This window comes from Grimontia hollisae CIP 101886 (assembly GCF_000176515.1).
GTDB lineage: Bacteria > Pseudomonadota > Gammaproteobacteria > Enterobacterales > Vibrionaceae > Enterovibrio > Enterovibrio hollisae.
On the sequence record NZ_ADAQ01000013.1, the window covers coordinates 339359 to 361412 of the forward strand.

Below are 22054 nucleotides of genomic sequence, written 5' to 3' on the forward strand. Positions count from 1 at the left end.
TATTCATTATTCAGATTTGAGCAATTTCAGTTGAATCATCACATTGGTTGGGAATGGTGCAACCGGTCCCCACTGTCGGCAGGAAAAAGCCAATGGCTTTTGGATAAAGCCACGCACCGAAACACCCACCCGCAATGGGGCCAAGAATAGGCACGATAAAGTAAGGAATGTCCTTAGCGCCAGTCAACGCATAATCCCAACCTGCAACAAACGCGAAGAATTTAGGGCCAAAGTCACGCGCCGGGTTCATTGCAAAGCCAGTCAAAGGCCCTAAAGAACCACCGATAACGGCAATCAAAATACCAATCAACAATGGGTTCATCGCACCACGGCGGGCACCATTGTTTTCATCCCCTAATGCCAGAATGCCAAACATCAACACAGCAGTGATGGCGAACTCCACCATGGTCGCACCAAAGAATGAGAGCGATGCATGAGGGTAAGTAGAAAAAACACCTGCTGTCGCCAATGCTTCAACGCTGTCTCGCGTAAAACCATGTGTCAGTTCGTAGTCTGTAAACAGTGGACTGTAGAGGAAATACACCAGAGACGCCGCAGAAAAAGCCCCCAAACATTGAGACAAGATGTAAGGCGCGACTTTGGATTTATTAAAACCATGGAATGCAGCAAGGGCGATAGTCACTGCTGGATTCAGGTGAGCCCCTGAAACACCCGCCGTGCAGTAAATAGCAAGGGCAACGCCTAAGCCCCAGACAATACTTATTTCCCATTGTGTGAATTCTGCATTGGTAAGTACCAACGCAGCAACGCATCCAATGCCGAAAAAGATGAGTAACCCCGTACCGATAAACTCTGCAATGCACTGGCCCAGCAGCGTGTGTTGCCGGTTGTTAGTCATAATGACCTCCTCGTTTTTATGTGGTTAAAAAGTGCATTCACCTTTGCGGCCTGCAAACGTTCCCCAAAGCCGCAAAGGTCACTTTCCCTCTCACCAGTGAGGCTCAATATACGCATAACTCGACAAACCACTACTCGACAAAATCACAAATGAGCGAACGAGCACATTTTTAAATATGATGCATTATTTTTTGTTATCCAGGTCAATTATCAGGTAGCACAAAAAGGACTTAATCGCCACAACGAAAACAATTAACAACATAAAAATCCAAATAAAAGACAATAAATCAAACATAACTGTTACATTAAGAGAAAATGCCAGGCTTATCAAAAAACATACAGATTCGAAAAAAACCAATACTCGCTGCTCGTTCGAGCATTTTGTGAGTGTGCTCATATCAAAACGAAAGTGACAATGCCAAAATAAATCCATCAGTTATATGAGGATTTGGGCATGGCACATTTTGAGACAGATGTCGTTATCATTGGTGGGGGTGCAACGGGCACGTCTATCTTGCGCGACTGTGCGCTTCGAGGAATCAATGCGATATTGCTGGAACAAGATGACCTGGCGTCCGGCACCACGGGGCGAAACCATGGCTTGCTTCATTCAGGCGCCCGTTACGCTGTCACTGACAGCCACTCCGCCAAAGAATGCATTCAAGAAAACCGGATTTTGAAACGCATTGCCAGACACTGTGTGGAAGAAACCGACGGCCTTTACCTGACACTGCCGGAAGATGACATCAACTTTCAGCCGACATTTATCGATGCATGCCATAAAGCCGGGATCGATGCCCAGCGCCTGACACGCGAGGAAGCGCTGCGAATTGAACCCAATGCCAACCCTTCCTTACTGGGTGCTGTTCGCGTACCGGACGGAACGCTCGATCCGTTCCGCTTGTGTTCTTCCAATATCCTTGATGCCAAAGAATTGGGTGGCAAAGTATTCACCCACACCAAGGTGACAGGTTTGATCCGGGAACAGGATCAGATCATTGGCGTGCGTTGCTACAATTCGTGCCAGCATCAGCCTTTTGATATTTATGCTCACCAGGTGGTGAATGCTGCCGGTATCTGGGGTCAGGGTATTGCAGAATATGCCGATTTACGGATAAAAATGTTCCCGGCCAAAGGTTCGTTACTGATCCTGGATTACCGCATTAACAATGTGGTGCTTAATCGCTGCCGCCCCCCTTCTGACGCCGACATTCTGGTGCCCGGAGACACAATTTCGCTGATTGGCACCACATCCAAACATATCGATTACAGCGAAATAAACGATTTACATGTCACCAGTGATGAAGTCGATACCCTGCTCGAAGAAGGCACTAAGCTGGCGCCGATTATGGCGAACAGCCGGATTCTGCGCGCCTATGCGGGGGTGCGTCCACTGGTTGCAGTCAATGATGATGGCAGCGGCAGGGATATCAGCCGTGGCATCGTGTTATTGGATCATCAGGAACGTGATGGTCTGGGCGGGTTTATCACCATTACTGGCGGCAAGCTGATGACCTGCCGCCTGATGGCGGAATGGACAACCGATCTGGTCGCGAAGAAACTTGGAAATACGACGCCATGTACTACACATACCCGGTTACTGCCGGGGGCAGCAACACCACCGAAATCTGCAAAGAAAACCGCGAGCTTAGCCAAACCGGTTTACGAAAGTGCGGTGTATCGTCATGGCGAACGCGCAGCGGCTTTTCTTGGTAGCAGCAAAGACAGCGACACCATTATCTGTGAATGTGAAATGGTGACCGCCGGTGAAATCCATTACGCCATCCAGTCATTGGATGTTCACAACCTGATTGACTTGCGCCGCCGCACACGACTCGGCATGGGGCCTTGTCAGGGAGAGCTTTGTGCATACCGCGCAGCCAGTCTGTTCCAACAATACTCAGTTGCCAATGCGGCGCACCTGCTGGTCGAATTCCTTGAAGAGCGTTGGAAAGGGGCAAAGCCCATTTTATGGGGTGATGCATTGCGTGAATCTGAGTACAGCTATTGGATTTATGAATCGTTGATGGGCAGTAATGAGCTGCCTGAAAAACAACAGCGACACACTGAAAAAAGAGCGGAGGATGCCAATGCTAACGTTTGACACCATTGTGATTGGCGGTGGCTTAGCGGGGTACTGTGCCGCCATTAAAAGCGCCCAACAAGGCCGAAAAACAGCCCTGATCAGCCAAGGAGAAGGGAGCCTGCATTTTGCTTCAGGTTCGATTGATGTATTGGCAAAAGATCCCCAGACACACGCGCCTGTCAGATATCCATTTAACGCCATTTCCCAACTGCCGGCTGGCCATGCTCACCCTTACCGAAAAGTGGGCGTTGAGCACACGCAGGCATCATTGGATTGGTTCAATGCGCTAATGCAAGCACAGGGCATTCATTTTCATCAGTTGGACGATTTGCAAAATCACTGGCGGATAACTCCCTTTGGCACACTCAAAGCGACCTGGTTATCACAGGTATTCAGCCTGTTGCTTGATGATCAAAAACCACACGGATTTGAGCGCGTAATCGTTGCTGGTATTGAAGGATTCCGTGATTTTCAGGCCAATGTCGCCGCAGGAAATATTGCACAGCTACCGCATTTCGCTGGTGTTCCTGTTAAGCCAGTTTCCATCGTTCTACCTGAGTCCAATGACGATGGCATGCGTGCCAAACGCGCCATTGATTATGCAAGGGCACTGCGTGAACCATCGCTTTACCATGCCCTGCGTGACCAGCTCATCCGTTACGCGACTCCCCGGGATCTGGTGATACTGCCTTGTGTATTCGGTAATGGTGACGGGCAGGAATATATGGCTCGCCTGCAAAAAGAAACCCACCTGAATTTCCATGAAGTCCCGACGATGCCACCTTCCCTGCTTGGAATTCGTATCTCCGATGCCCTGCACCGGGCGTTTGCCCAGGCGGGCGGCACTGTCCTCAAAGGCGATTGCGTGACAAGCGCCAGCATGAAAACGCATAACAAGGTTTGGCATGTTGAAGGTATCCACACACAAAAAATGGGAGACGTGCCTTTAAGAGCCGCCGAATTTGTGCTCGCCAGCGGCAGCTTTTTCAGCCACGGCTTGGTTTCCACACAAGATCGTATATTTGAGCCTGTGTTTGGATTGGACGTTATCGCCCCTTCTCATCGGGATGACAGATACAGCACAGGCTTTTTGGATGCCCATCCTTACATTAGCAGTGGCGTGGTGACAGACGACAGGCTCCACCCTTCTATTCAAGGCATAACCGTATCGAACTTACGTTGTGTGGGGAGTGTGTTGGGAGGGTTTGACCCGGTGAAAGAAGGTTGTGGTGGTGGCGTTTCCATTGCAACCGGCTATGCCGCCGCAATATGGCAAAAAGAAAATGTGGATACAAAGCAAGAGGCAACAGCATGAACACAGCGCAACATTCCCAACGAGAAACCCGGTTTGAACAGTGCCTGAAATGCACCGTTTGCACTGTCTACTGCCCTGTTGCCAAAGCCAATCCACTCTATCCTGGCCCTAAACAATGCGGGCCAGACGGTGAACGGCTTCGACTGAAAGATGCGACCTTTTACGATGATGCCCTGAAGATGTGCACCAACTGCAAGCGCTGCGAAACAGCTTGCCCTTCCGGTGTCAATATCGGCGACATTATTGCCTTAGCGCGCAAGAACCATGAAAAAGCCCCGGTTAATCCCAAACGGCTGCGTGACTATGTGCTGAGCCATACGGATTTATTTGGATCGCTGTCTGCCCCTCTGGCACCTGTGGTGAACACCTTAACAGCGATAAAACCGGTCAAAAAATTAATGCATCATACGGTAGGTATTGATGAACACAAATCGTTGCCGACATACAGCCGTATCACGTTCAGAAAATGGTTCGATTCACAAAAAGAGACACAAAACCAGTTCGCAGAACAGGTTTGCTTCTTCCATGGTTGTTACGTGAACTATAACAATCCCCAACAGGGCAAAGATTTAGTCAAGGTGCTCAACGCGATGGGGATTGGCGTAAAATTGCTGGATAAAGAGCGGTGCTGTGGTGTCCCATTGATTGCCAACGGCTTTTTCAAAAAAGCAAAGAAAAATGCCGAAACCAATGTGGGTGAAATACGCCAACTGCCTCAATCCATGCCGGTGATTTCTACGTCGTCGACTTGCGCGTTTACGCTCAAGCAAGAGTATCCCCATGTGCTTGACGTCGATAACAGTGCTGTCGCCGACCGGATCTATTATGTCACCCGTTTCTTGCTCAAACGCATCATGGAAGGCAAAACACTCAAGCTGAAATCAACACCGTTGCGTGTGCTCTATCACACTCCTTGCCACCTTGAGCGAAGTGGCAACGTCATTTTTACTTTAGAACTGCTCAAGCTGATCCCGGATTTAGAATTGGTGGTGTTGGATAGCCAGTGTTGTGGCAGTGCCGGCACGTACGGATTTAAAACCGAGAACTACGACACCTCAATCAAAATCGGGCAGGCCCTGTTTGACCAAATACGGGCACAACAGGCTGATTTTATTATCACTGACTGCGAAACCTGCAAATGGCAACTGGATGAAAACACCCAACTAGAAGCCATCCACCCCATCACCCTTTTGGCAAAAGCGTTAGCAGATTAAGCGGTAAGTGAAGCAAACAAAAGCAGGCAGGAGCAGAGCATGCGTAGTCAAGTCTCAGGCAAGATAGGCTTAGAATATGTTCATGCTCTTGCATTTGTAACCTGCTTGGCTAACCCGAAAAAAACAGGCAATACAATGCCATCGCGGCACTCCCTTGAAAGGAGCTTCTCCGTAACTCACCAAATAATGCGGCATAGGTATTGCGAAGACGCGAACGCGTTGCCTGTTGGCTGAGCGCTGCTACTGAAGGGTATTGGCTCGCCAAATAAGGATAACGGGCAGACAGTGCCCCCGCTTGTTTTACGCTGTTGCTTGCATTTTGCCTGAAACGATAAATTCGCTTAAACAGCCCAAGAGGGTTCTTGTCCCCCGTCCCTATGGCGTTGGTTTCATGTTGTCGGTAAAGCATTAATGCTTGATCGACAAAGGTCAGTTTACCTTCTGTTTTTGCAACCAGGGCAAACCACCAATCATGCATACAAGCCTCGTTGGGGATGGGTAATGCTTTTTGCAACAATGCCCGGTTTGCCATCATAGTACAGCCCGACACGACATTCTGTTTAACCAGATTATTCATATCGGCGTGCCAGTTCTTAGGGATTTTTTTAGCTGTAAAGTATGAGTCGCAAATAGTATTCAGTGAGGCATCTACAATCTTCAAATCAGAAAAAACCAGATGTGGCAAAGTAGCGTCATGCTTTATCATGCTCTCAAGTGTTAAGGATATTTTATTTTCCAGCCAGACATCATCTTGGTCACAGAACATAATAAAATTCGCTTGGCTAATATATACCCCGCGAGCGAAGTTTTTCATTGCTCCCAGCGAAGAGCTTTCATTGACATAAATCTGGATTTTACTGTCATTGATAGCTAACCGTTTTACGATAGATACGGTATTATCACTAGAACCATCATCCACCACGATAATACTGTTTACAATAAACTGATAACCGTCATTACGTTGTACCGACTTTATCTGTTCCTCAATATACTTCTCACCGTTATATGTTGCTAACACAATATCAATACAATGATGATGGACATCAGTGAATAACATGATTATCGTTCTAAAAGCCGTTCTTTTAAGACCATTAATGACGAACGTTTAGGCTGACATGACTCTCCTCGAAAGAAAACATATTTCACTACACCAGAGACATGCCAAAAAAAATATTTTGATAAAAATTTCCTGCTGTCTCTACTGCGTGTATGAACAACCCGGCTGTTCAATATCATTTTCACTTTTATTCCACGCAATGACGCTCTACGGCAGAAGTCAACATCTTCACAATACATATAATAGGTTTCATCAAGACCATTCATTTTGAGGAAATTTTTTACTGATACTGCAAGAAATGCACCACTGGTCCAAAACACGCCATCTTTAGGCAAGCTATTCCCTTCTCGAAAAATAATGGTTTTGTTTTTATTTAATAGGTAAGAGGAGAGAAAATCGTAAAACGTTGGATATCGTCTTACATTATGATCTTGACGGGTAAAGCTTTCATCCAAAAACAAGTTAACCGTAACAACATTGTTGAAAAAGAGTTCTCTTTTATTGGAGAAAATCTTAAATGCCTGCCTTGATAAAATAATATCCGGATTGACCAACAAGAAAATATCATTCTTTTTCCTTTTAATCTTCTCCATGTAATAGAGAAAATTCAGATTATTATTCTCTGCAAACCCTCTTTCCTTATGATTAGCAATGTAGTGGACACCAAGATCGTCACAGTGATTTTTAAGTAAGGAAGAAGGAATATTATCACGACAAATTACAATCACATTATTCAACGATGACAACATTCTAAGTGTGCCAAAGTTGATAATCATTTCTTCATGTTCATGAGATACTACTGAAACAACAAATCGCATATATCATCCTAAATCGCCTTTTTATTATAAATAATTGGGTGAAACCGTAGCTCAGTAGTTATTTCTTTTTAATCCGCTCCTTGCTGCATTAATGTGCTGCAACGCAATTAACTGTCTTGGATTCAGTTGCAATGCTTGGGTCAGTAATCGCTCCGCGTACTGATACTCGCCATTTTGTAATGCGAACTCCCCCATGCTGGCTAAAAGGTGGGGAGAATGAACATCAGCTCCGACCCTTGTTCGCTGCTTAAACGTAGCAAGGCTTTTATTACAAATCGGTGTACAGTTTATTGCAGCTCTTTCTTCTTCGTCCTCATTTTTCCCCCATTTATTATTCCCATTCCTTAACGGCACAGAGAAGATCGCCCAAAATGCAGGGTTGTCGAGGTAAAAATAACGGTGCCTATCCACAATTTTGCAGATTTTCCCAAACAGTACACTGTCATTTTCCTCAAGCCAATGAGCGACAGACAACAACTCCTGCGGGCTTGCATCCTGATTTTTGTATGCCTTTATCGGTCTGTCTTTTAGCACGTCCAGTAAAGGCGTCAAACTTTCCATTTGTCGATGTTTAATAAACGTTTCAAGGTGTTTTACATGGGCGGTGTTAGCCGATGTTTGCGCCTTTTCAGGAATCACTGAAATATGTACATCTGATGCCGGGCGTTTTTGTAACTGACGGTGTAGCGCCAGTTCCAAATGCTGGATCGGAAAATAGTTAAGCAGGCGTTTAAACTCACGGGTAGCGTAGTCATAGCTTGGGTTCACTACCCTAGCACAGTCTATGGTTTCATTCTCAGGCAACACAAACGCTGGCGCAATCAAGAACAGCAGGTCAGAGACAATCGAACCACCATAAAACAGTCTCTTGCCATAAGGGCGCAATTGGAGGTTGATGCCCTTGCAATCATCCATCACCCGTGCAAAAGCATCTATCGCAGGAAATGAAGCAAGGGAGGCATGGAATGGTAAGTAATGGCTGTGGAGCTTCACCCTTTGGTTGTAATCCGATTCATGGTGCTCTAACGGATCTCGAATAAATCCCACGTAACGTGCCTTTGGCAATTGCGCAAAGAGCGGTCTCAGCATCGCAAAAAAGTATTCTGACGATAATAAAAGGGTATGAGCTTCACTCTGTTCAAATTCATTCAGTAAGCGCGTTAATTTCTTTTCATTTAACGTGCGGGATCCGTTCTGATCATGGTTTGCAATGCTATCAATATTGCCTGAACTGATACCGTTTGTATCGACGGTGTGTTCCGGATAGAAAATACCGTGTTGAAATAAGATCTTATTATGACTGTTAAGCCAGGCCTGCAACGCAGAGCTGCCGGTTTTTCCTGGCCCAACATGAATGACCACATTTTTATTCATACTGTCCCTAACGGTAAGAAAAATCTTCGCGATCCAAGGTCAGCCATTGGCTGTAGTTCGGATCATTGAGCAAAGAATCCCCCCACTTTTGCTTCATGTAGGTGATTTCGCGTTGAAAGCGGGCTATTTTTTCTGGGCTGTTTTCAGCCCCCCGGCTAACACTTTCGTGGTGTATCAGCGTCGCATAAGGTGTCCAGAGGTTGCGATAACCAGAATCACGTACTCTCAGGCAAAAATCCACATCATTAAATGCAATGGCTAAATCTTTCTCGTTTAGTCCTCCCACCTGTTCAAACACGCTTTTACGCACAGCCAGACAAGCTCCCGTCACTGCACTAAAATTCTGAATAATCTGTAGGCGTTTAAAATATCCGGGATGATCGCCTGGGAAATATTTATGTGAATGGCCAGCCACACCACCAAGACCAGTAATGACCCCTGCATGCTGTAATCGTCCATCAGGGTAATAAAGCTTTGCCCCCACACAACCAATATCTGGCCGGATAGCATGGGAGACCATTTCCCTTAACCAATCAGGGTTGATGGCTTCCACATCGTTGTTTAGCAAGAGCAACACGTCACCTTTCGCGTGTTTTGCCGCCATATTGTTAATGGCAGAATAGTTAAACGGCGCATCAAACATGAGCAGGCGCACCTTGCCTGCCAGTTCCAATTGTTTAAACAGCGCCTTTGACTCACTGCAATCACTTTGGTTATCCATCAGCAAAACTTCAAAATGGGGATAATCATTTTTCTCATAAAGAGAGGTCACACACCTTTCCACTAACGCTCTGCTATTTCGGGTGGGTATGATGATTGAAACCAAGGGCGCCTTTGCAGGAATGGGCCAGCGGGCACGATACGTATTGGGCAATTTGCCAAGTTCGACTGACACACCTTTAGGGCCAAGATGATCTTGCAACGCCCTTAAACCCGCATCCTGCGCATACCCTTTTTCAGATTCTGCAAATGCCGTCGAACCCGGCACAGCCCGCCAGTGATAAAGCACATAGGGAATATGTACTACTTCTTCGGGTTTACAGTGTTCAAGACAACGAAGCAGTAAATCATAGTCCTGACTGCCTTCATAGCCTTCACGGAAACCGCCGACCTTTTCCACCAATTCACGTTGATACACCCCTAAATGAGATATGTAGTTATGTGAATACAGCAAGTCAGGGTTAAAAGCCGGTTTAAAGTGAGGGGAGTGGTGATTACCTTTCGCATCTATTTTATCTTCATCGCTGTAGAGCACACGGGCGTTTGGATTCTGCCCAAGATAATAAGCCACGCATTTTAATGCATCAGGGTGAATTATATCATCCTGATCAAGTAGTAATAGATAATCACCGTTGGCAAGCTCTAATCCAATATTTGATGCTTTTGAAATATGCCCATTTTTTCGTTGAGTAACAATATTAATCTTGGGATTATCATTTAACGTTATCAGAAGATCACTTAACGCTTGGCAATTTGAAGCATCATCAACGATGATCAGTTGCCAGTGTTGATAGGTTTGCCCCATGACTGAATCGAACATTGATTTAAAGGTAGTCAGATCGGGTTTAAATGTTGGGATGATGATTGAGAATAAAATTGTATTATTATTTAGTTGAAGTTGATTAAGTTTCCTGCATTGTGAAGGAAGGTAGAAGTTTTCATGGCGATATGATGAGAAAATTAAGAAGTATCTCTTGAAAAAGCTTTTGAGCCAGCCAAATACACTCTTAAATTTAATAGGCGTTGAAAGAGTGTTATTTATCAAAGGATAATACTCATAAATGAAAACACAATCATTTCAATTATACAAACCATCAAACAACACTATATTCATCTAGGATCAAAATAAAAATCAATATTATTAATCACATATTTAGCATCCACCTTTCCAGGATAAATATTAAATATTGCCATTCGATTAGACACGATATCAATAGGTTTAAAAAAATTCTCTACATGATGATAATATTTTCTATCTGTATAATCATCAAAAATCAAAATAGTTTCCTTGGTTACATTTATGCATGATGAAATAAATGTAGCAACACGAAACCGTCCGTCTATCATTATAATATCAGGTATGTATGAGTTTTCAGAACAAAATTTCCACGATTTTTTTGAATATTCTGGCCATTTTTTAATATTACTTTCATCTATTGGATATCCCCATATTTTTGTAGCACCAACATCAGCCCATATAGGTATAATATTCCCTGGGAGATCTTGTTCCTTTGCTGCTCCCAATAACTCAATAAGCCATTTATGATCCGTTTCAGTGGTAACAACGTTACAATTATGCTTAGCTGCAAGAAGTGTAGACCCTCCAGCACCATATTCTAGTATATTTTTTTTAGACTTATATAAGTCTTGTAAAAATCTAGAGCACTCTTCATTAAAGGTCAATTTAAAATCACTAAAAAACATATATATACCATTTAAACATAATTTTCAAGAAAATATAAAATATCTAATTTTCATTATATATATCTCTTGTATAGACTTTATCCATCACATCTTCTAGGTCATCCGAAAGCCTGTTAGCAACGATTAAATCACATAAATTTTTGAAGCTGGTTAGGTCACTTATAACTGGTGAATTAAAAAAAGAAAGACTATTTAATGTAGGCTCATATACAACTATATGTATACCCTTCGATTTTATTCTTTTCATAACACCTTGTACACTTGAGGATCTAAAATTGTCAGATTCCAATTTCATAACAAGCCTATATATACCGACAATTTTGGGTTTTTTACTCATTATAACATCGGCCACATGATCCTTACGTGTAACATTAGCATCAACTATAGCCTTTATTATATTATTAGGAACTTTAGAATAATTAGCCAATAATTGCTTAGTATCTTTAGGTAAGCAATAGCCTCCATATCCAAAAGAAGGATTATTATATTTAAACCCAATTCTTGGATCTAGGCTAACACCCTCTATAATGTCTTTGCTAGAAAGACTTAATGTTTCTGCATATGAGTCAAGCTCGTTAAAATATGCTATTCTCATTGCTAAGTATGTATTTGAAAATAGCTTTACAGCTTCTGCTTCGGTGTTATTTATTAATAAAATAGGTACATTATTTTTTCTTGCTCCTTTCAAAAGTAACTTGGAGAAAATTTCAGCTCTTTTACTTTTTTCTCCAACTATAATTCTAGATGGATATAAATTGTCATATAATGCTTTACCCTCTCTTAAGAATTCAGGGGAAAAAACTATGTTATTAGTTGAAAATCGTATTTTAGCATCATTTGTATATCCAACTGGAACAGTGGATTTTATTACAATCAATGCATTCATATTTACTGAAATGACATTATGAATAACCGAATCTACACTCTGCGTATCGAAACCATTAGAAAATGGGTCATAATCAGTAGGAGTGGCTATAATTATAACATCTGCATTCTTAAATTCTTTTCCCCAATCTTTTGTAGCTGATAAATTAAGGTCTCTTGATAACAAAAATTCTTTAGCATCAACATCTTCAAAGGTAATCATCCTATCATTCAATTTTTTCACTTTTTCTTCATCTATATCTATAATAACAACTTCATTATGCTGAGCTAATAATAATGCATTTGAAATACCAACATACCCTGCTCCAACAACACAAATTTTCACTATTCATTCCTCTGTCTTCAGCCTCGAAGTGCAACACTTCCTAATATCACGCAACTATTGCCATTTCTTTGGAAATAACTACTAGGGGCTGCTTTGTCGGTCGTCATGGACAATACATCAATGTGCTTTGATGCGATCAATATTCATGGCAACTCCTCAAAAGAGGAGCATAAGATCACTGTCGGCTTATCAGGTCAATTTTGTTGGGTGCCCTACTTTGATAGTTCAGCATGATTTAGGAGCAACGTCCCTTATTATTTGAAATCAAAGTTTAACTTAAAAAACTTCACAAGTTAATTTCTATAACATTTCATTAGGCTAAATCTACAGGATTTAGCCTAATGAAATTAAATCTGATAATATATCGGCCAGGTCACGGGTAGCTTTCCATTTTGTATCTTTATATACTTTATCACAATTTATATTAACATCAATGAGATCTATATCTCTCGCATTAACTTTATTTATTTTTATTTTTTTTCCTGAAGTGTTTTCTATAATTTTTATCACTTCATTTATTGAATAACTAACACCACTTCCTATGTTGTAGATTGTAGATTCAAAATTACAATTATTATTATAATGATTAACCACTTCAAGCATACCTTCAGATAATTCGTCAGCATCAATGAAATCTCTCTTCTGCTCTCCATTTCCGTAGAGAATAAACTCACTATCATTTTTCATTGCTCTAATTAGAGATGCCACCACTCCTTGATAAGGATTATTTTGCCAAACTCCTATAGGATTTGATATCCTAAGTATACAATACTTTAGATTATAGACTCTACTATTGAATTCCAGAACATTCTCACTCACTTGTTTTGTAAATCCATAAGAAGAAATTGGAGCTAATATAGAGTCTTCATTTTTTATTTCATTGCTACTAGCATAAATCATTCCTGCTGAAGATGAATAAATAAAAACAGAGTTTTTCCTCGCTAAATTTGCAAAATTTTTTGAAATTCTCATCAACATTGGTATATTTATTTCAATCTCTTCCTCTGGGCAATTGGCATATCTACTGGGTACTGAATTACCAGCAAGATAGAAAAAAGCCTTGCAATCATTATAAATAACATTAAGTTCTTCCTCATTAAGAGAAATAAACTCACTAACTTTCATTTTAGTTATGAGATTATGTTCAAATAGACTAGATTTAAAATTTCTCCCTATAGCTAAAACAGAAAAATTACTCTCGATACATTTATTTGTCAAGTGTTGACCAATAAATCCTGTAGCACCAAAAATTATAATCACAATACCTCACTTGAAATCTTTGAGATCATATTAATAAATAATTCTCTACTACTATAATCTTCAAGTAAATTCTTATAGCTTTCCTCTCGGTTACCCCCTTTATGAGAGCAATATTTTGATATACTTTCAATAACCTCATTGTACGGTTCAATAGATAGTATCTCTTCCATAAAAAAATAGTCTTCATCATTATTTTTATTTTTTAATCGATACTTTTTCAAAAAATCATCTTGGTATTTAGATCTAATCCAACAAATTTCAAACATCATTCTATCAAAACTCGAATTAATAGTATTTGTTGAGTGAGATCTATATTTAACCAAAGGCAATTCCAAGCAATAGCATTTAAAATCAAGAGCTACTCTAAGAGCAAAGTCCCAGTCATGACAAAACTTTAAATTTTCAAAATAACCAATAGTAGATAACACATTACGAGTGAAAACCATATTACTCGTCGTTGATATAAAGTTTGATGTAAGAAGATTTTTATTATATGTCTCCGTATAGCTATCAACTTCAATATAGCCATTCGACCATTTTGGTCTAAAGTTTTCCCAAGATTTCTTTACATTTATTAATTTCCCATGCTCATTAATCAATTCAATCCAACTACAACAAAACTCTATTTTTCTTGAATTCATAAAACTGATAATTTTCTCCAATCTATCAATACAATATCTATCATCCGAGTTAATAATAGATATATAGTCTCCTTTAGCCATATTCAAACCTGTATTAATTGCTAAATGTGCTCCTTTATTTTCTTGTTTAATCAATTTAAATCTTGTATCTCTAATTGTTTCTAAATATTTCACACTGCTATCTTTAGAACCATCATCTATTACTATCAACTCCAAATCGAAATAACTTTGATTTAATATGCTTTCAACACTTGATTTAATATACTTATCATGATTGAAACTTGGCATTATTACTGAAATCATTATCCGACCTTTTCTCTATATATTTATCAAATAACTCCATGTATTTTTTTGATACATGCTCTATCGAATATTCATTATAAATAGCATTTCGACATGATACAGCTTGTTTTTTAAGATCCTTGTTGTGGAGAATATATTTCAAAAATTTTTTCCCCAGATCTTCAATATCATTATTTTTATATATATATCCAATTTTATATTTATTTATTAAATTTGGTATTTCACCAACAAAGGGCGATAAAATTGGTAACCCGACAAATGCAGCCTCAATTAAAGCTAAAGGTAAACCTTCATAATGTGAGGTGATGATTAAACCATCTGAAACAGAATATAATTTGCTAATAGGCATAATATTATCGAACATTGTAACATTTTCCATATTGTTATCTGAAATGTATTTCATACATTCATGCTTTAACTCACCATCTCCTACTAAAACAAAATGTTCTTTATATTTAAATTTTTCTCTATTTTTAGCCAATTCTAAAAACATAAGAGGGTTCTTTTGCTCAGTCAGTCTACCAACAAAACACCAAATGTTTTTATTTTTTGGTAAATTTAAATTTGATTTTATTCTGTATATATCTGAAAGTTGATATTTTAGAGTTTTCATGGCATTATTTAGACATAATCCATGTTTTATTTTAGTGATACTCCCTTGACTAAATCCACATTCTCTCTTAAATGTATACTCTATCTTATCATTTATTGCTATATAATGTTCAAAACCTTGAAAGTCAGATTTTTTTAATTTTTCTATCCATCCAAAATTATGATCATAGCATTCTTGATCAATAATTGGCAGACCATTAAAAATATTTTTTATATTTTGGATATTCTGATGAAGCCAGACGGATCCATTAGTTATCCATACTAATTCCGGCTTAATATTTTCCACGATATGTGACATCATTTCCAAATGCTTTTTTTTACTGCAAACTTCATCACCTTCGATTATATAATCCACACTACTAGATATTTCAGAATGCAAGCTACCTGAACTAGAATTAATAGGTTCTAGTGCTAAGTAAATGAAAGAGTAGTTATTTTTCAAAGCTTTCATTGTATCTAATGTTAATCTTTCCACACCACCAACGGCTACTTTCATTGCCAAACACAAAATCCTAGGCTTTCTATAATTAACGCTGAATCTGGGGATATATCTATTTAATTGAAAAATGGTATTTGACATTGTTCCTGCTGTCCAAAAAGTACCATCATTATTATTAAAATTCACATACATTCTAAGACAATCATGAATAATTATCGTGTTGGATATTTTAAAACCGTTATGTATGATATTTAATACCTTGCCAAATATTGCTCCATTAAATTTATATTCATTAATAAAAGAAATTGCATGTTTCTTTGTTAAAAATAATGAATCCCTTAGTAGAAAAATATTAACTTTTGGTAGCTTATCAAAACCATTTGAACAAATTGCAACATCTAAATTCTCATAGAAAATAGATAATAGACAGTTCATTATAGCATCCTTTGTCAATATATTATCTTTACTTGTTGGATAATAGAAATACTCACAGTCGACCTCATACAATGTAGTTATAATTTTACCACTTTCTACATCCAAATAGTTTTTACTTTGCTTTATTAATACCACACACTCAACATTTAATTTCCTTTTTATTTCCATTAAATGTTTATATTCTTTACAGTATTCTCTATCTAGAACCACACATAACTTACTAGCTAAATTATTATTAATATCCCTTTTACTTCTTTGCGATTCTAAGTATCCTTTTTGAATTATTAATATAATTTTTTCTATATTTATTATCCCATACCTCGCCATTTCAATATAGTTTATTGCTTGAATTTTTTCATAATTAATATTTATTGGCTGAGACTTCGTAACGGTCTTATAAGAATCATGTTTTGTTCTATAATTTGTTGATATAATTGGCAAGTATACCGGTTCATGTTTTCTTGTCAGCCTTATAATAAACTCCCAATCTACCAACCTTGTTAGTTTTTCATTAAACCCACCAAACTCTTTAACCAATTTTGACTTATGAGCAAAACCATTTATATCTATAAAATTATTTTTTAATAGAAAAATTCGACAATATTTTCTTCCAATTATTTTATCTTTTAAACTTACATTTTCTTTAACCTCTATTGGTGTGTATACACTCAATGCTTCATATTTACTAAGTGTATATGCATATAAAGTTAAAGTATCTTCAAACCATGAATTGTCACTGTCCAAATAAGCAATTATTTCCCCACTAGCATGCTCTAACCCTATATTTCTTGCTGCTGATTGCCCTCTATGTTTTTCTAATCTGTGTACCTTAATATTTCCTTCCAATATTTCTTTTTTATATTTTTTATTAATAAATTCATATGTTGAATCACTACTACAGTCATCAATTATAATCAATTCCTTGCTTTTATATCTCTGTTTTAAAAAAGAATTAATCGCTTCTGATATTATATCGACTCTATTATAAGTAGGGAGAATGACACTAATTCTTTCTTTTAAACTCAATACATGTCTAAATATTTCATCTTTTATTTCCAATGAAATATTTCTGAATTTCATTGGATTTCCATCAATAATTAAATCATCAAAAGACTTTGGTTTTCTAAATCCAAACTTTTCTATATTTTTCAACCATTCAGGTTTATCTTCTATATTAAGAATAATACTAAGTAGTGTTTCTTTACTTTTAAGACAACAATTAAAATATTCAGAGTATACATTTTCAAAATCTTTCAAACTAAAAGAAGGGCTACACTCTGATACACCAATCCCTTTTTTGTTATTATAATAATTAAGTGGATGAGTCATATCATGCTTAGGCATGTTATGCATTTTAAACCAAGAATTATTAAATAATGGATTTGGCTGATGATTAAACTTAGCGTGTTCAATATAATGCTCAAGCATCATGAGGCCTGATTTTTCAACATCTTTGTAATTTTCCCTGTAGAATTTTGGGCAAAAATATGGATTTGGTTTACGGTTTTCATTCTCCCCATATTTAATATAGTGAATAAATGGATCCATACCTGAATTTCTAACATCAGAATTCTGTTTTAAATACCAACTTTCATAGAAAAGTGGATTGGCACTTAAATTTCCAGATTCTTTATTTACTAAATAATGTGACAATGCGCATTCATTACTTCCTATGTTATATTTTTTTTTATACCATATAGGGTTAAATAATGGATTTGGTTTTTTTCCTTTCGATTCTTCAATTAATATATATCGTAATAAACTACTACACCGATCTTTTTCCGTATGATTCTTAACATAATATTCCAAATCGAAATACAATGACCCATTAATTACTTCATATGCTTCCTTAAACCTAATATAACTCATATTTATTTCTGAGTTGTGGTATTTGTTTTTTATAAATTTCAAATATAGAATTATATTTTTCATTATAGCACTCTGATACTACTAAAATAATTAATTGACACACGATGCATATAAAGATAGATCACCCTATGATAATTTATTAAAAAATCATAAAGTTAAGATGGAAACACACCTTGTCATGTGATTAAATGATTTCGCTAAAAACAATCAAATAGAAACAAAATATATGAACCCAATTCAGGATGGCATGACTTACTTCTGATATCTAACTATGTTACACGACTTTCTCTACTAATTCTGCCCTTAACTGGCCAAGAGCTATTGTCTGCCGCCAGTATTTTAGCGAGAGGATTTTCAAAAATGGCTTCGTCTTCGGTGAGTTATGAGAGAATCCCTCAGTACCTAACTCCTATCTAGGCAGATATTTCCACCACTTTTTATTACCCAAATACCACTCCACAGTCTTCCTAATTCCCGTCTCAAACGACTCTATCGGCTTATAACCCAGTTCATTATTTGTTTTAGTCGCGTCAATTGCATAGCGGCGATCATGGCCTGCACGATCTTCGACAAAAGTAATAAGCGTTTCACATTGTCCTTTAGAAGCTGTGATAGCATGCGGATATTTCATCTGAAGGTCACTGGCTGAAAGGTTTAAAGAGCTAGATTCAAGGAAAGAATGTGCACCAGTGAAGTATTCGTTCATCAACTGACAAATTACGTGGACGATGTCGATGTTGGTCCATTCTATATTGCCGCCGATATTGTAATTTTCACCGACATGGCCTTTTTTAAGTACCAATTCAATCCCTCGTGCATGATCTTCGACATACAACCAATCGCGAATTTGCTGACCATCGCCGTATATAGGCAGCGGCTTGTTATACAAAATATTCGTGATGATCAGCGGGATTAATTTTTCCGGGAAGTGGTACGGCCCATAGTTGTTTGAGCAGTTTGATGTTGTTACATCCATACCATAGGTGTGATGATAAGCACGCACCAAATGATCGGCGGCGGCTTTGCTCGCCGAATAGGGGGAGTTGGGCGCGTAAGGCGTCGTTTCCGTGAAGGCCGGATCATTGGGTTTCAATGTGCCATACACTTCATCTGTTGAAACGTGGTGAAAACGATGAGGAATAACCGCTTCTCCACGTGCTGTTGGCTCATCAATCCACACTTTTTTGGCTGCCTTCAATAAACTGTAAGTGCCAATGATATTGGTTTCGATAAACGCATCCGGTGCGGAAATAGAGCGGTCTACGTGAGACTCACCGGCAAAATGCACAATGGTATCTAACTTGTACTCTTTTAACAGGGTCTCTACCAGATTGGTGTCGCAGATATTTCCGTGAACGAATACCATATTTTCATTGTTTGCAACAATGTCCAGATTGGCTTTATTACCTGCATAGGTCAACGCATCCAGTACAACGACTTTGTCATTTACATGATGTTTTAACCAGTAATGTACAAAGTTTGCACCGATAAAGCCTGCACCACCGGTGACTAAAAGGTTTTGTATTTTCATAAATTAAAATATCAAATCAGAAAGTTAAGATGTGTTTTTAAGATGAAAGACAAAACAGATGTTAATATCCATATTCTTTTCAAGCTTAACGTTTATTAACTTGTATTCTTTCTTTGCAATTATCAGGGTTTATTTTGTTCCCGTTATTGTTCGGCGTTCTTCCTCGTTATGAGTCAGTTCCTCCATCATGGCAGAGAGTTGTTTTCGCCAGTGGATTGTTTCTATTTCACTGGCTTTTTCTGCGGCAACTTTGTCAATCACACTAAAATAGGGACGTGCAGCGGGTGTTGGGTAACTGCCCGATGATATCGGGCGAACTGGAATTACTGCCTTAAGCAGCCCTTTTTCTATTCCGAGTTCTTGAATAGCAAGGGCAAAATCATACCAAGAGGCCACGCCCGCGTCGGTCCAGTGAATAACCTTTGTGCCAGAATATTCCGGCCGCAACATCATTATTTCGCGTGGAGATTCAGCCTTTCTCCCCGCTGAAAGTTTCCCCTCTGAAAGGCGCTTTTCGACCAGTGACCACATCATCGTTGCCAAGCCCTTTGCCCAAGTAGGTGTGCCGATTTGATCATAAACAATGTTCAATTGCTCTTTTTCTGCCATTAACCGGAGCATGGTTTTGACGAAATTACTGCCATGAACTGAATAAACCCAGGCAGTGCGGATAATGGTGGCTTGTGCTCCTAAGATCTCAGCCACTTTTTTCTCTCCCGCAAGCTTTGATGCACCATAAACGTTGATGGGATTGGGGTGATCGTCTGTTTGGTACGGTGTTGAATTTGTTCCGTCGAACACAAAATCGGTCGAAACGTGGATTAAAATTACATTGTGTTCTTTGCAGGCAAGTGCGAGATTTTCACAGCCCTTGTCGTTAACGGCATACGCGGTTTCTGGCTCCGTTTCCGCTTTATCGACCGCGGTATACGCAGCAGCATTAATGATAACGTCCGGTTGTTCCGCTTTTACAAGGTTGAATACTGCTTTTGTGTCGCGAATATCCAGTTGTTTTCTGCTCAGAAAAGTGGCGGATCTATTCTCCGGCAATGTGGCTTTTAGCTCCCACGCCAATTGCCCGCCACTTCCTGTGATCAGAACGCTGCCCATGTTATGCCCCATTATTAGGTAAATGCCGGTGCATCAAAAAAAGAGAATCCTGCTTCATCTTTTGCTGAAAGTGAGGGCGGTCCTGCATCTGCTATGGGCCAATCAATACCCAATGCGGCATCATTCCATTTGATGGAAACCTCAACATCCGGGTTGTAATAGTCTGTGCACTTGTAAACGAATTCAGCCTCTTCGCTGGTCACATAAAAGCCGTGTGCAAACCCTTCAGGCACCCACAGTTGACGTTTGTTTTCTGCCGACAGATACGCACCTACCCATTGACCAAAATAGGGTGAACGTTTACGCATATCGATTGCCACATCAAACACTTCTCCACTCACCACACGCACTAATTTCCCTTGGGTGTTTTCTGTTTGGTAATGCAGGCCACGCAAAATCCCCTTTTTTGATTTGCTGTGGTTTTCCTGAACGAACACACGCTCCCCACAATGGTCATTAAATAAGGCGGTTCTATACGTTTCCATAAAAAAGCCCCGTTCATCGCCAAACACAGTAGGTTCAATGAGTTTTACATCAGGGATGTTGGTTTCAATAAACTTCATGGTCGCCTCATGGATTGGAGAAAATGCGATGTTCTAATAGATTAAGCAGATACTGGCCATATCCAGATTTTTGCAGTGGCTGCGCCACATCACGAAGTCCCGCCTCATCAATAAACCCCATTCGGAAGGCGATTTCTTCCGGGCAACACACCTTTAATCCCTGACGCATTTCGATGGTTTCAATAAATTTCGCCGCTTGCATCAAATTATCGTGTGTACCGGTATCTAACCACGCCGTGCCACGGCCCATAATTTCCACAACCAGTGTTTTTGCTTCAAGAAATGCATTGATCACATCCGTGATTTCCAACTCTCCACGGGCTGAAGGTTTCACCTTTTTCGCAATCTCGACTACGTCGTTATCAAAAAAGTACAAACCAGGGATGGCATAGTGAGATTTTGGATGTTCGGGCTTCTCTTCAATGGAAATAGCACGGTAATTGTCATCAAATTCCACCACGCCATACGAGCGGGGATTAGCAACATGGTAACCAAAAACGGTGGCGCCGCTTTGTTGGTGAGTCGTTCTTCTCAGTAACGCCGGTAGCTCGTGCCCATAAAACAGGTTATCGCCCAATACCAACGCAACATTGTCATCACCAATAAAGTCTTCACCGAGTGTAAATGCTTGTGCCAGGCCGTCTGGTGACGGTTGTTCAACGTAGGAAAAATTCACCCCCCAACTGGCGCCATCACCCAATAACCGTTCAAAACGTGGCATGTCTTCAGGCGTTGCAATAATCAAAATCTCGCGGATATCTGCGGCCATCAGTGTGGCGATGGGATAATAAATCATCGGTTTGTCATAAACCGGCATCAGTTGTTTACTCACGACCTGAGTCAACGGGTAGAGGCGTGTTCCCGAACCGCCAGCCAGCACAATACCTTTTCTGCTTCTTTTTTCGCTGTTTTGAAAAGTGAACATAGGCAATCTC

At 39.6% G+C, this 22054-nt stretch carries 17 protein-coding genes; 3 read left to right on the top strand and 14 right to left on the bottom strand.

Annotation, left to right across the window (positions count from 1 at the left end; translation table 11 throughout):
- Window positions 1–10: 10 nt before the first annotated feature.
- Entirely contained in the window at window positions 11–859 is an 849-nt protein-coding gene (locus tag VHA_RS14495) for an MIP/aquaporin family protein (protein WP_005505578.1), read from the bottom strand.
- A 453-nt stretch (window positions 860–1312) separates the two neighbouring features.
- Here VHA_RS14495 and glpA point away from each other — a divergent pair, with 453 nt between their 5' ends.
- From glpA to glpC, 3 genes are read left to right on the top strand one after another with little or no spacing between them, the layout of a single operon-like run.
- Window positions 1313–2962: an anaerobic glycerol-3-phosphate dehydrogenase subunit A gene (gene glpA / locus VHA_RS14500; protein ID WP_005505580.1), complete on the top strand. Its 1650-nt coding sequence runs from the start codon at window positions 1313–1315 to the stop codon at window positions 2960–2962.
- On the top strand, window positions 2943–4259 hold the full coding sequence (gene glpB / locus VHA_RS14505) for a glycerol-3-phosphate dehydrogenase subunit GlpB (RefSeq protein WP_050778569.1): 1317 nt from the start codon (window positions 2943–2945) through the stop codon (window positions 4257–4259). Before glpA ends, glpB begins: the two co-directional genes overlap by 20 nt.
- Window positions 4256–5473 (top strand): anaerobic glycerol-3-phosphate dehydrogenase subunit GlpC, encoded by a 1218-nt coding sequence (gene glpC / locus VHA_RS14510; RefSeq protein WP_005505584.1) that lies wholly within the window; start codon window positions 4256–4258, stop codon window positions 5471–5473. Before glpB ends, glpC begins: the two co-directional genes overlap by 4 nt.
- A 109-nt stretch (window positions 5474–5582) precedes the next feature.
- Here the strand turns inward: glpC and VHA_RS14515 are convergent, their stop codons facing one another.
- The 13 genes from VHA_RS14515 to rfbA all read right to left on the bottom strand — a co-directional run bounded on the left by VHA_RS14515 (window position 5583) and on the right by rfbA (window position 22044).
- Window positions 5583–6530: a glycosyltransferase family 2 protein gene (locus VHA_RS14515; RefSeq protein ID WP_005505586.1), complete on the bottom strand. Its 948-nt coding sequence runs from the start codon at window positions 6528–6530 to the stop codon at window positions 5583–5585.
- A 2-nt stretch (window positions 6531–6532) separates the two neighbouring features.
- Window positions 6533–7348 (bottom strand): glycosyltransferase family 2 protein, encoded by an 816-nt coding sequence (locus VHA_RS14520; protein WP_005505588.1) that lies wholly within the window; start codon window positions 7346–7348, stop codon window positions 6533–6535.
- 51 nt (window positions 7349–7399) lie between these two features.
- A complete protein-coding gene (locus VHA_RS14525; protein WP_005505589.1) occupies window positions 7400–8722 on the bottom strand; it encodes a hypothetical protein in 1323 nt (440 codons plus the stop codon).
- 7 nt (window positions 8723–8729) lie between these two features.
- Complete coding sequence (locus VHA_RS14530; protein WP_005505590.1) at window positions 8730–10487, bottom strand: glycosyltransferase family 2 protein; 1758 nt, start codon at window positions 10485–10487, stop codon at window positions 8730–8732.
- 65 nt (window positions 10488–10552) lie between these two features.
- A complete protein-coding gene (locus tag VHA_RS14535; RefSeq protein WP_040529055.1) occupies window positions 10553–11146 on the bottom strand; it encodes a hypothetical protein in 594 nt (197 codons plus the stop codon).
- A 43-nt stretch (window positions 11147–11189) separates the two neighbouring features.
- The gene (locus VHA_RS14540) at window positions 11190–12356 is read right to left on the bottom strand and encodes a nucleotide sugar dehydrogenase (RefSeq protein ID WP_005505591.1); all 1167 of its coding nucleotides are present in this window, start codon (window positions 12354–12356) and stop codon (window positions 11190–11192) included.
- 333 nt (window positions 12357–12689) lie between these two features.
- The gene (locus VHA_RS14545; protein WP_005505592.1) at window positions 12690–13616 is read right to left on the bottom strand and encodes an NAD-dependent epimerase/dehydratase family protein; all 927 of its coding nucleotides are present in this window, start codon (window positions 13614–13616) and stop codon (window positions 12690–12692) included.
- The gene (locus VHA_RS14550) at window positions 13613–14560 is read right to left on the bottom strand and encodes a glycosyltransferase family 2 protein (RefSeq protein ID WP_005505593.1); all 948 of its coding nucleotides are present in this window, start codon (window positions 14558–14560) and stop codon (window positions 13613–13615) included. Before VHA_RS14550 ends, VHA_RS14545 begins: the two co-directional genes overlap by 4 nt.
- Complete coding sequence (locus VHA_RS18480) at window positions 14526–17978, bottom strand: glycosyltransferase (RefSeq protein ID WP_005505594.1); 3453 nt, start codon at window positions 17976–17978, stop codon at window positions 14526–14528. The genes VHA_RS14550 and VHA_RS18480 overlap by 35 nt, the downstream gene beginning before the upstream one ends.
- 346 nt (window positions 17979–18324) lie before the next feature.
- Window positions 18325–19446, bottom strand: coding sequence for a dTDP-glucose 4,6-dehydratase (rfbB, locus tag VHA_RS14560; protein WP_005505595.1), 1122 nt, complete (start codon window positions 19444–19446; stop codon window positions 18325–18327).
- A 129-nt stretch (window positions 19447–19575) separates the two neighbouring features.
- Window positions 19576–20556, bottom strand: a complete 981-nt coding sequence (rfbD, locus tag VHA_RS14565) for a dTDP-4-dehydrorhamnose reductase (protein ID WP_005505597.1) — start codon at window positions 20554–20556, stop codon at window positions 19576–19578.
- A 14-nt stretch (window positions 20557–20570) separates the two neighbouring features.
- Window positions 20571–21119: a dTDP-4-dehydrorhamnose 3,5-epimerase gene (gene rfbC / locus VHA_RS14570; RefSeq protein WP_005505598.1), complete on the bottom strand. Its 549-nt coding sequence runs from the start codon at window positions 21117–21119 to the stop codon at window positions 20571–20573.
- Between the two features lie 7 nt (window positions 21120–21126).
- Entirely contained in the window at window positions 21127–22044 is a 918-nt protein-coding gene (rfbA, locus tag VHA_RS14575) for a glucose-1-phosphate thymidylyltransferase RfbA (RefSeq protein ID WP_005505600.1), read from the bottom strand.
- Window positions 22045–22054: the final 10 nt, after the last annotated feature.

What these genes read in the sequence shown, in the direction of transcription:
- VHA_RS14550 (WP_005505593.1), bottom strand. Translation starts at nt 14,560, where the DNA reads ATGATTTCAGTAATAATGCCAAGTTTCAATCATGATAAGTATATTAAA.
- VHA_RS18480 (WP_005505594.1), bottom strand. Translation starts at nt 17,978, where the DNA reads ATGAAAAATATAATTCTATATTTGAAATTTATAAAAAACAAATACCAC.
- VHA_RS14535 (WP_040529055.1), bottom strand. Translation starts at nt 11,146, where the DNA reads ATGTTTTTTAGTGATTTTAAATTGACCTTTAATGAAGAGTGCTCTAGA.
- rfbD (WP_005505597.1), bottom strand. Translation starts at nt 20,556, where the DNA reads ATGGGCAGCGTTCTGATCACAGGAAGTGGCGGGCAATTGGCGTGGGAG.
- VHA_RS14520 (WP_005505588.1), bottom strand. Translation starts at nt 7,348, where the DNA reads ATGCGATTTGTTGTTTCAGTAGTATCTCATGAACATGAAGAAATGATT.
- glpC (WP_005505584.1), top strand. Translation starts at nt 4,256, where the DNA reads ATGAACACAGCGCAACATTCCCAACGAGAAACCCGGTTTGAACAGTGC.
- VHA_RS14515 (WP_005505586.1), bottom strand. Translation starts at nt 6,530, where the DNA reads ATGTTATTCACTGATGTCCATCATCATTGTATTGATATTGTGTTAGCA.
- rfbC (WP_005505598.1), bottom strand. Translation starts at nt 21,119, where the DNA reads ATGAAGTTTATTGAAACCAACATCCCTGATGTAAAACTCATTGAACCT.
- glpB (WP_050778569.1), top strand. Translation starts at nt 2,943, where the DNA reads ATGCCAATGCTAACGTTTGACACCATTGTGATTGGCGGTGGCTTAGCG.
- VHA_RS14495 (WP_005505578.1), bottom strand. Translation starts at nt 859, where the DNA reads ATGACTAACAACCGGCAACACACGCTGCTGGGCCAGTGCATTGCAGAG.
- VHA_RS14525 (WP_005505589.1), bottom strand. Translation starts at nt 8,722, where the DNA reads ATGAATAAAAATGTGGTCATTCATGTTGGGCCAGGAAAAACCGGCAGC.
- glpA (WP_005505580.1), top strand. Translation starts at nt 1,313, where the DNA reads ATGGCACATTTTGAGACAGATGTCGTTATCATTGGTGGGGGTGCAACG.
- rfbA (WP_005505600.1), bottom strand. Translation starts at nt 22,044, where the DNA reads ATGTTCACTTTTCAAAACAGCGAAAAAAGAAGCAGAAAAGGTATTGTG.
- rfbB (WP_005505595.1), bottom strand. Translation starts at nt 19,446, where the DNA reads ATGAAAATACAAAACCTTTTAGTCACCGGTGGTGCAGGCTTTATCGGT.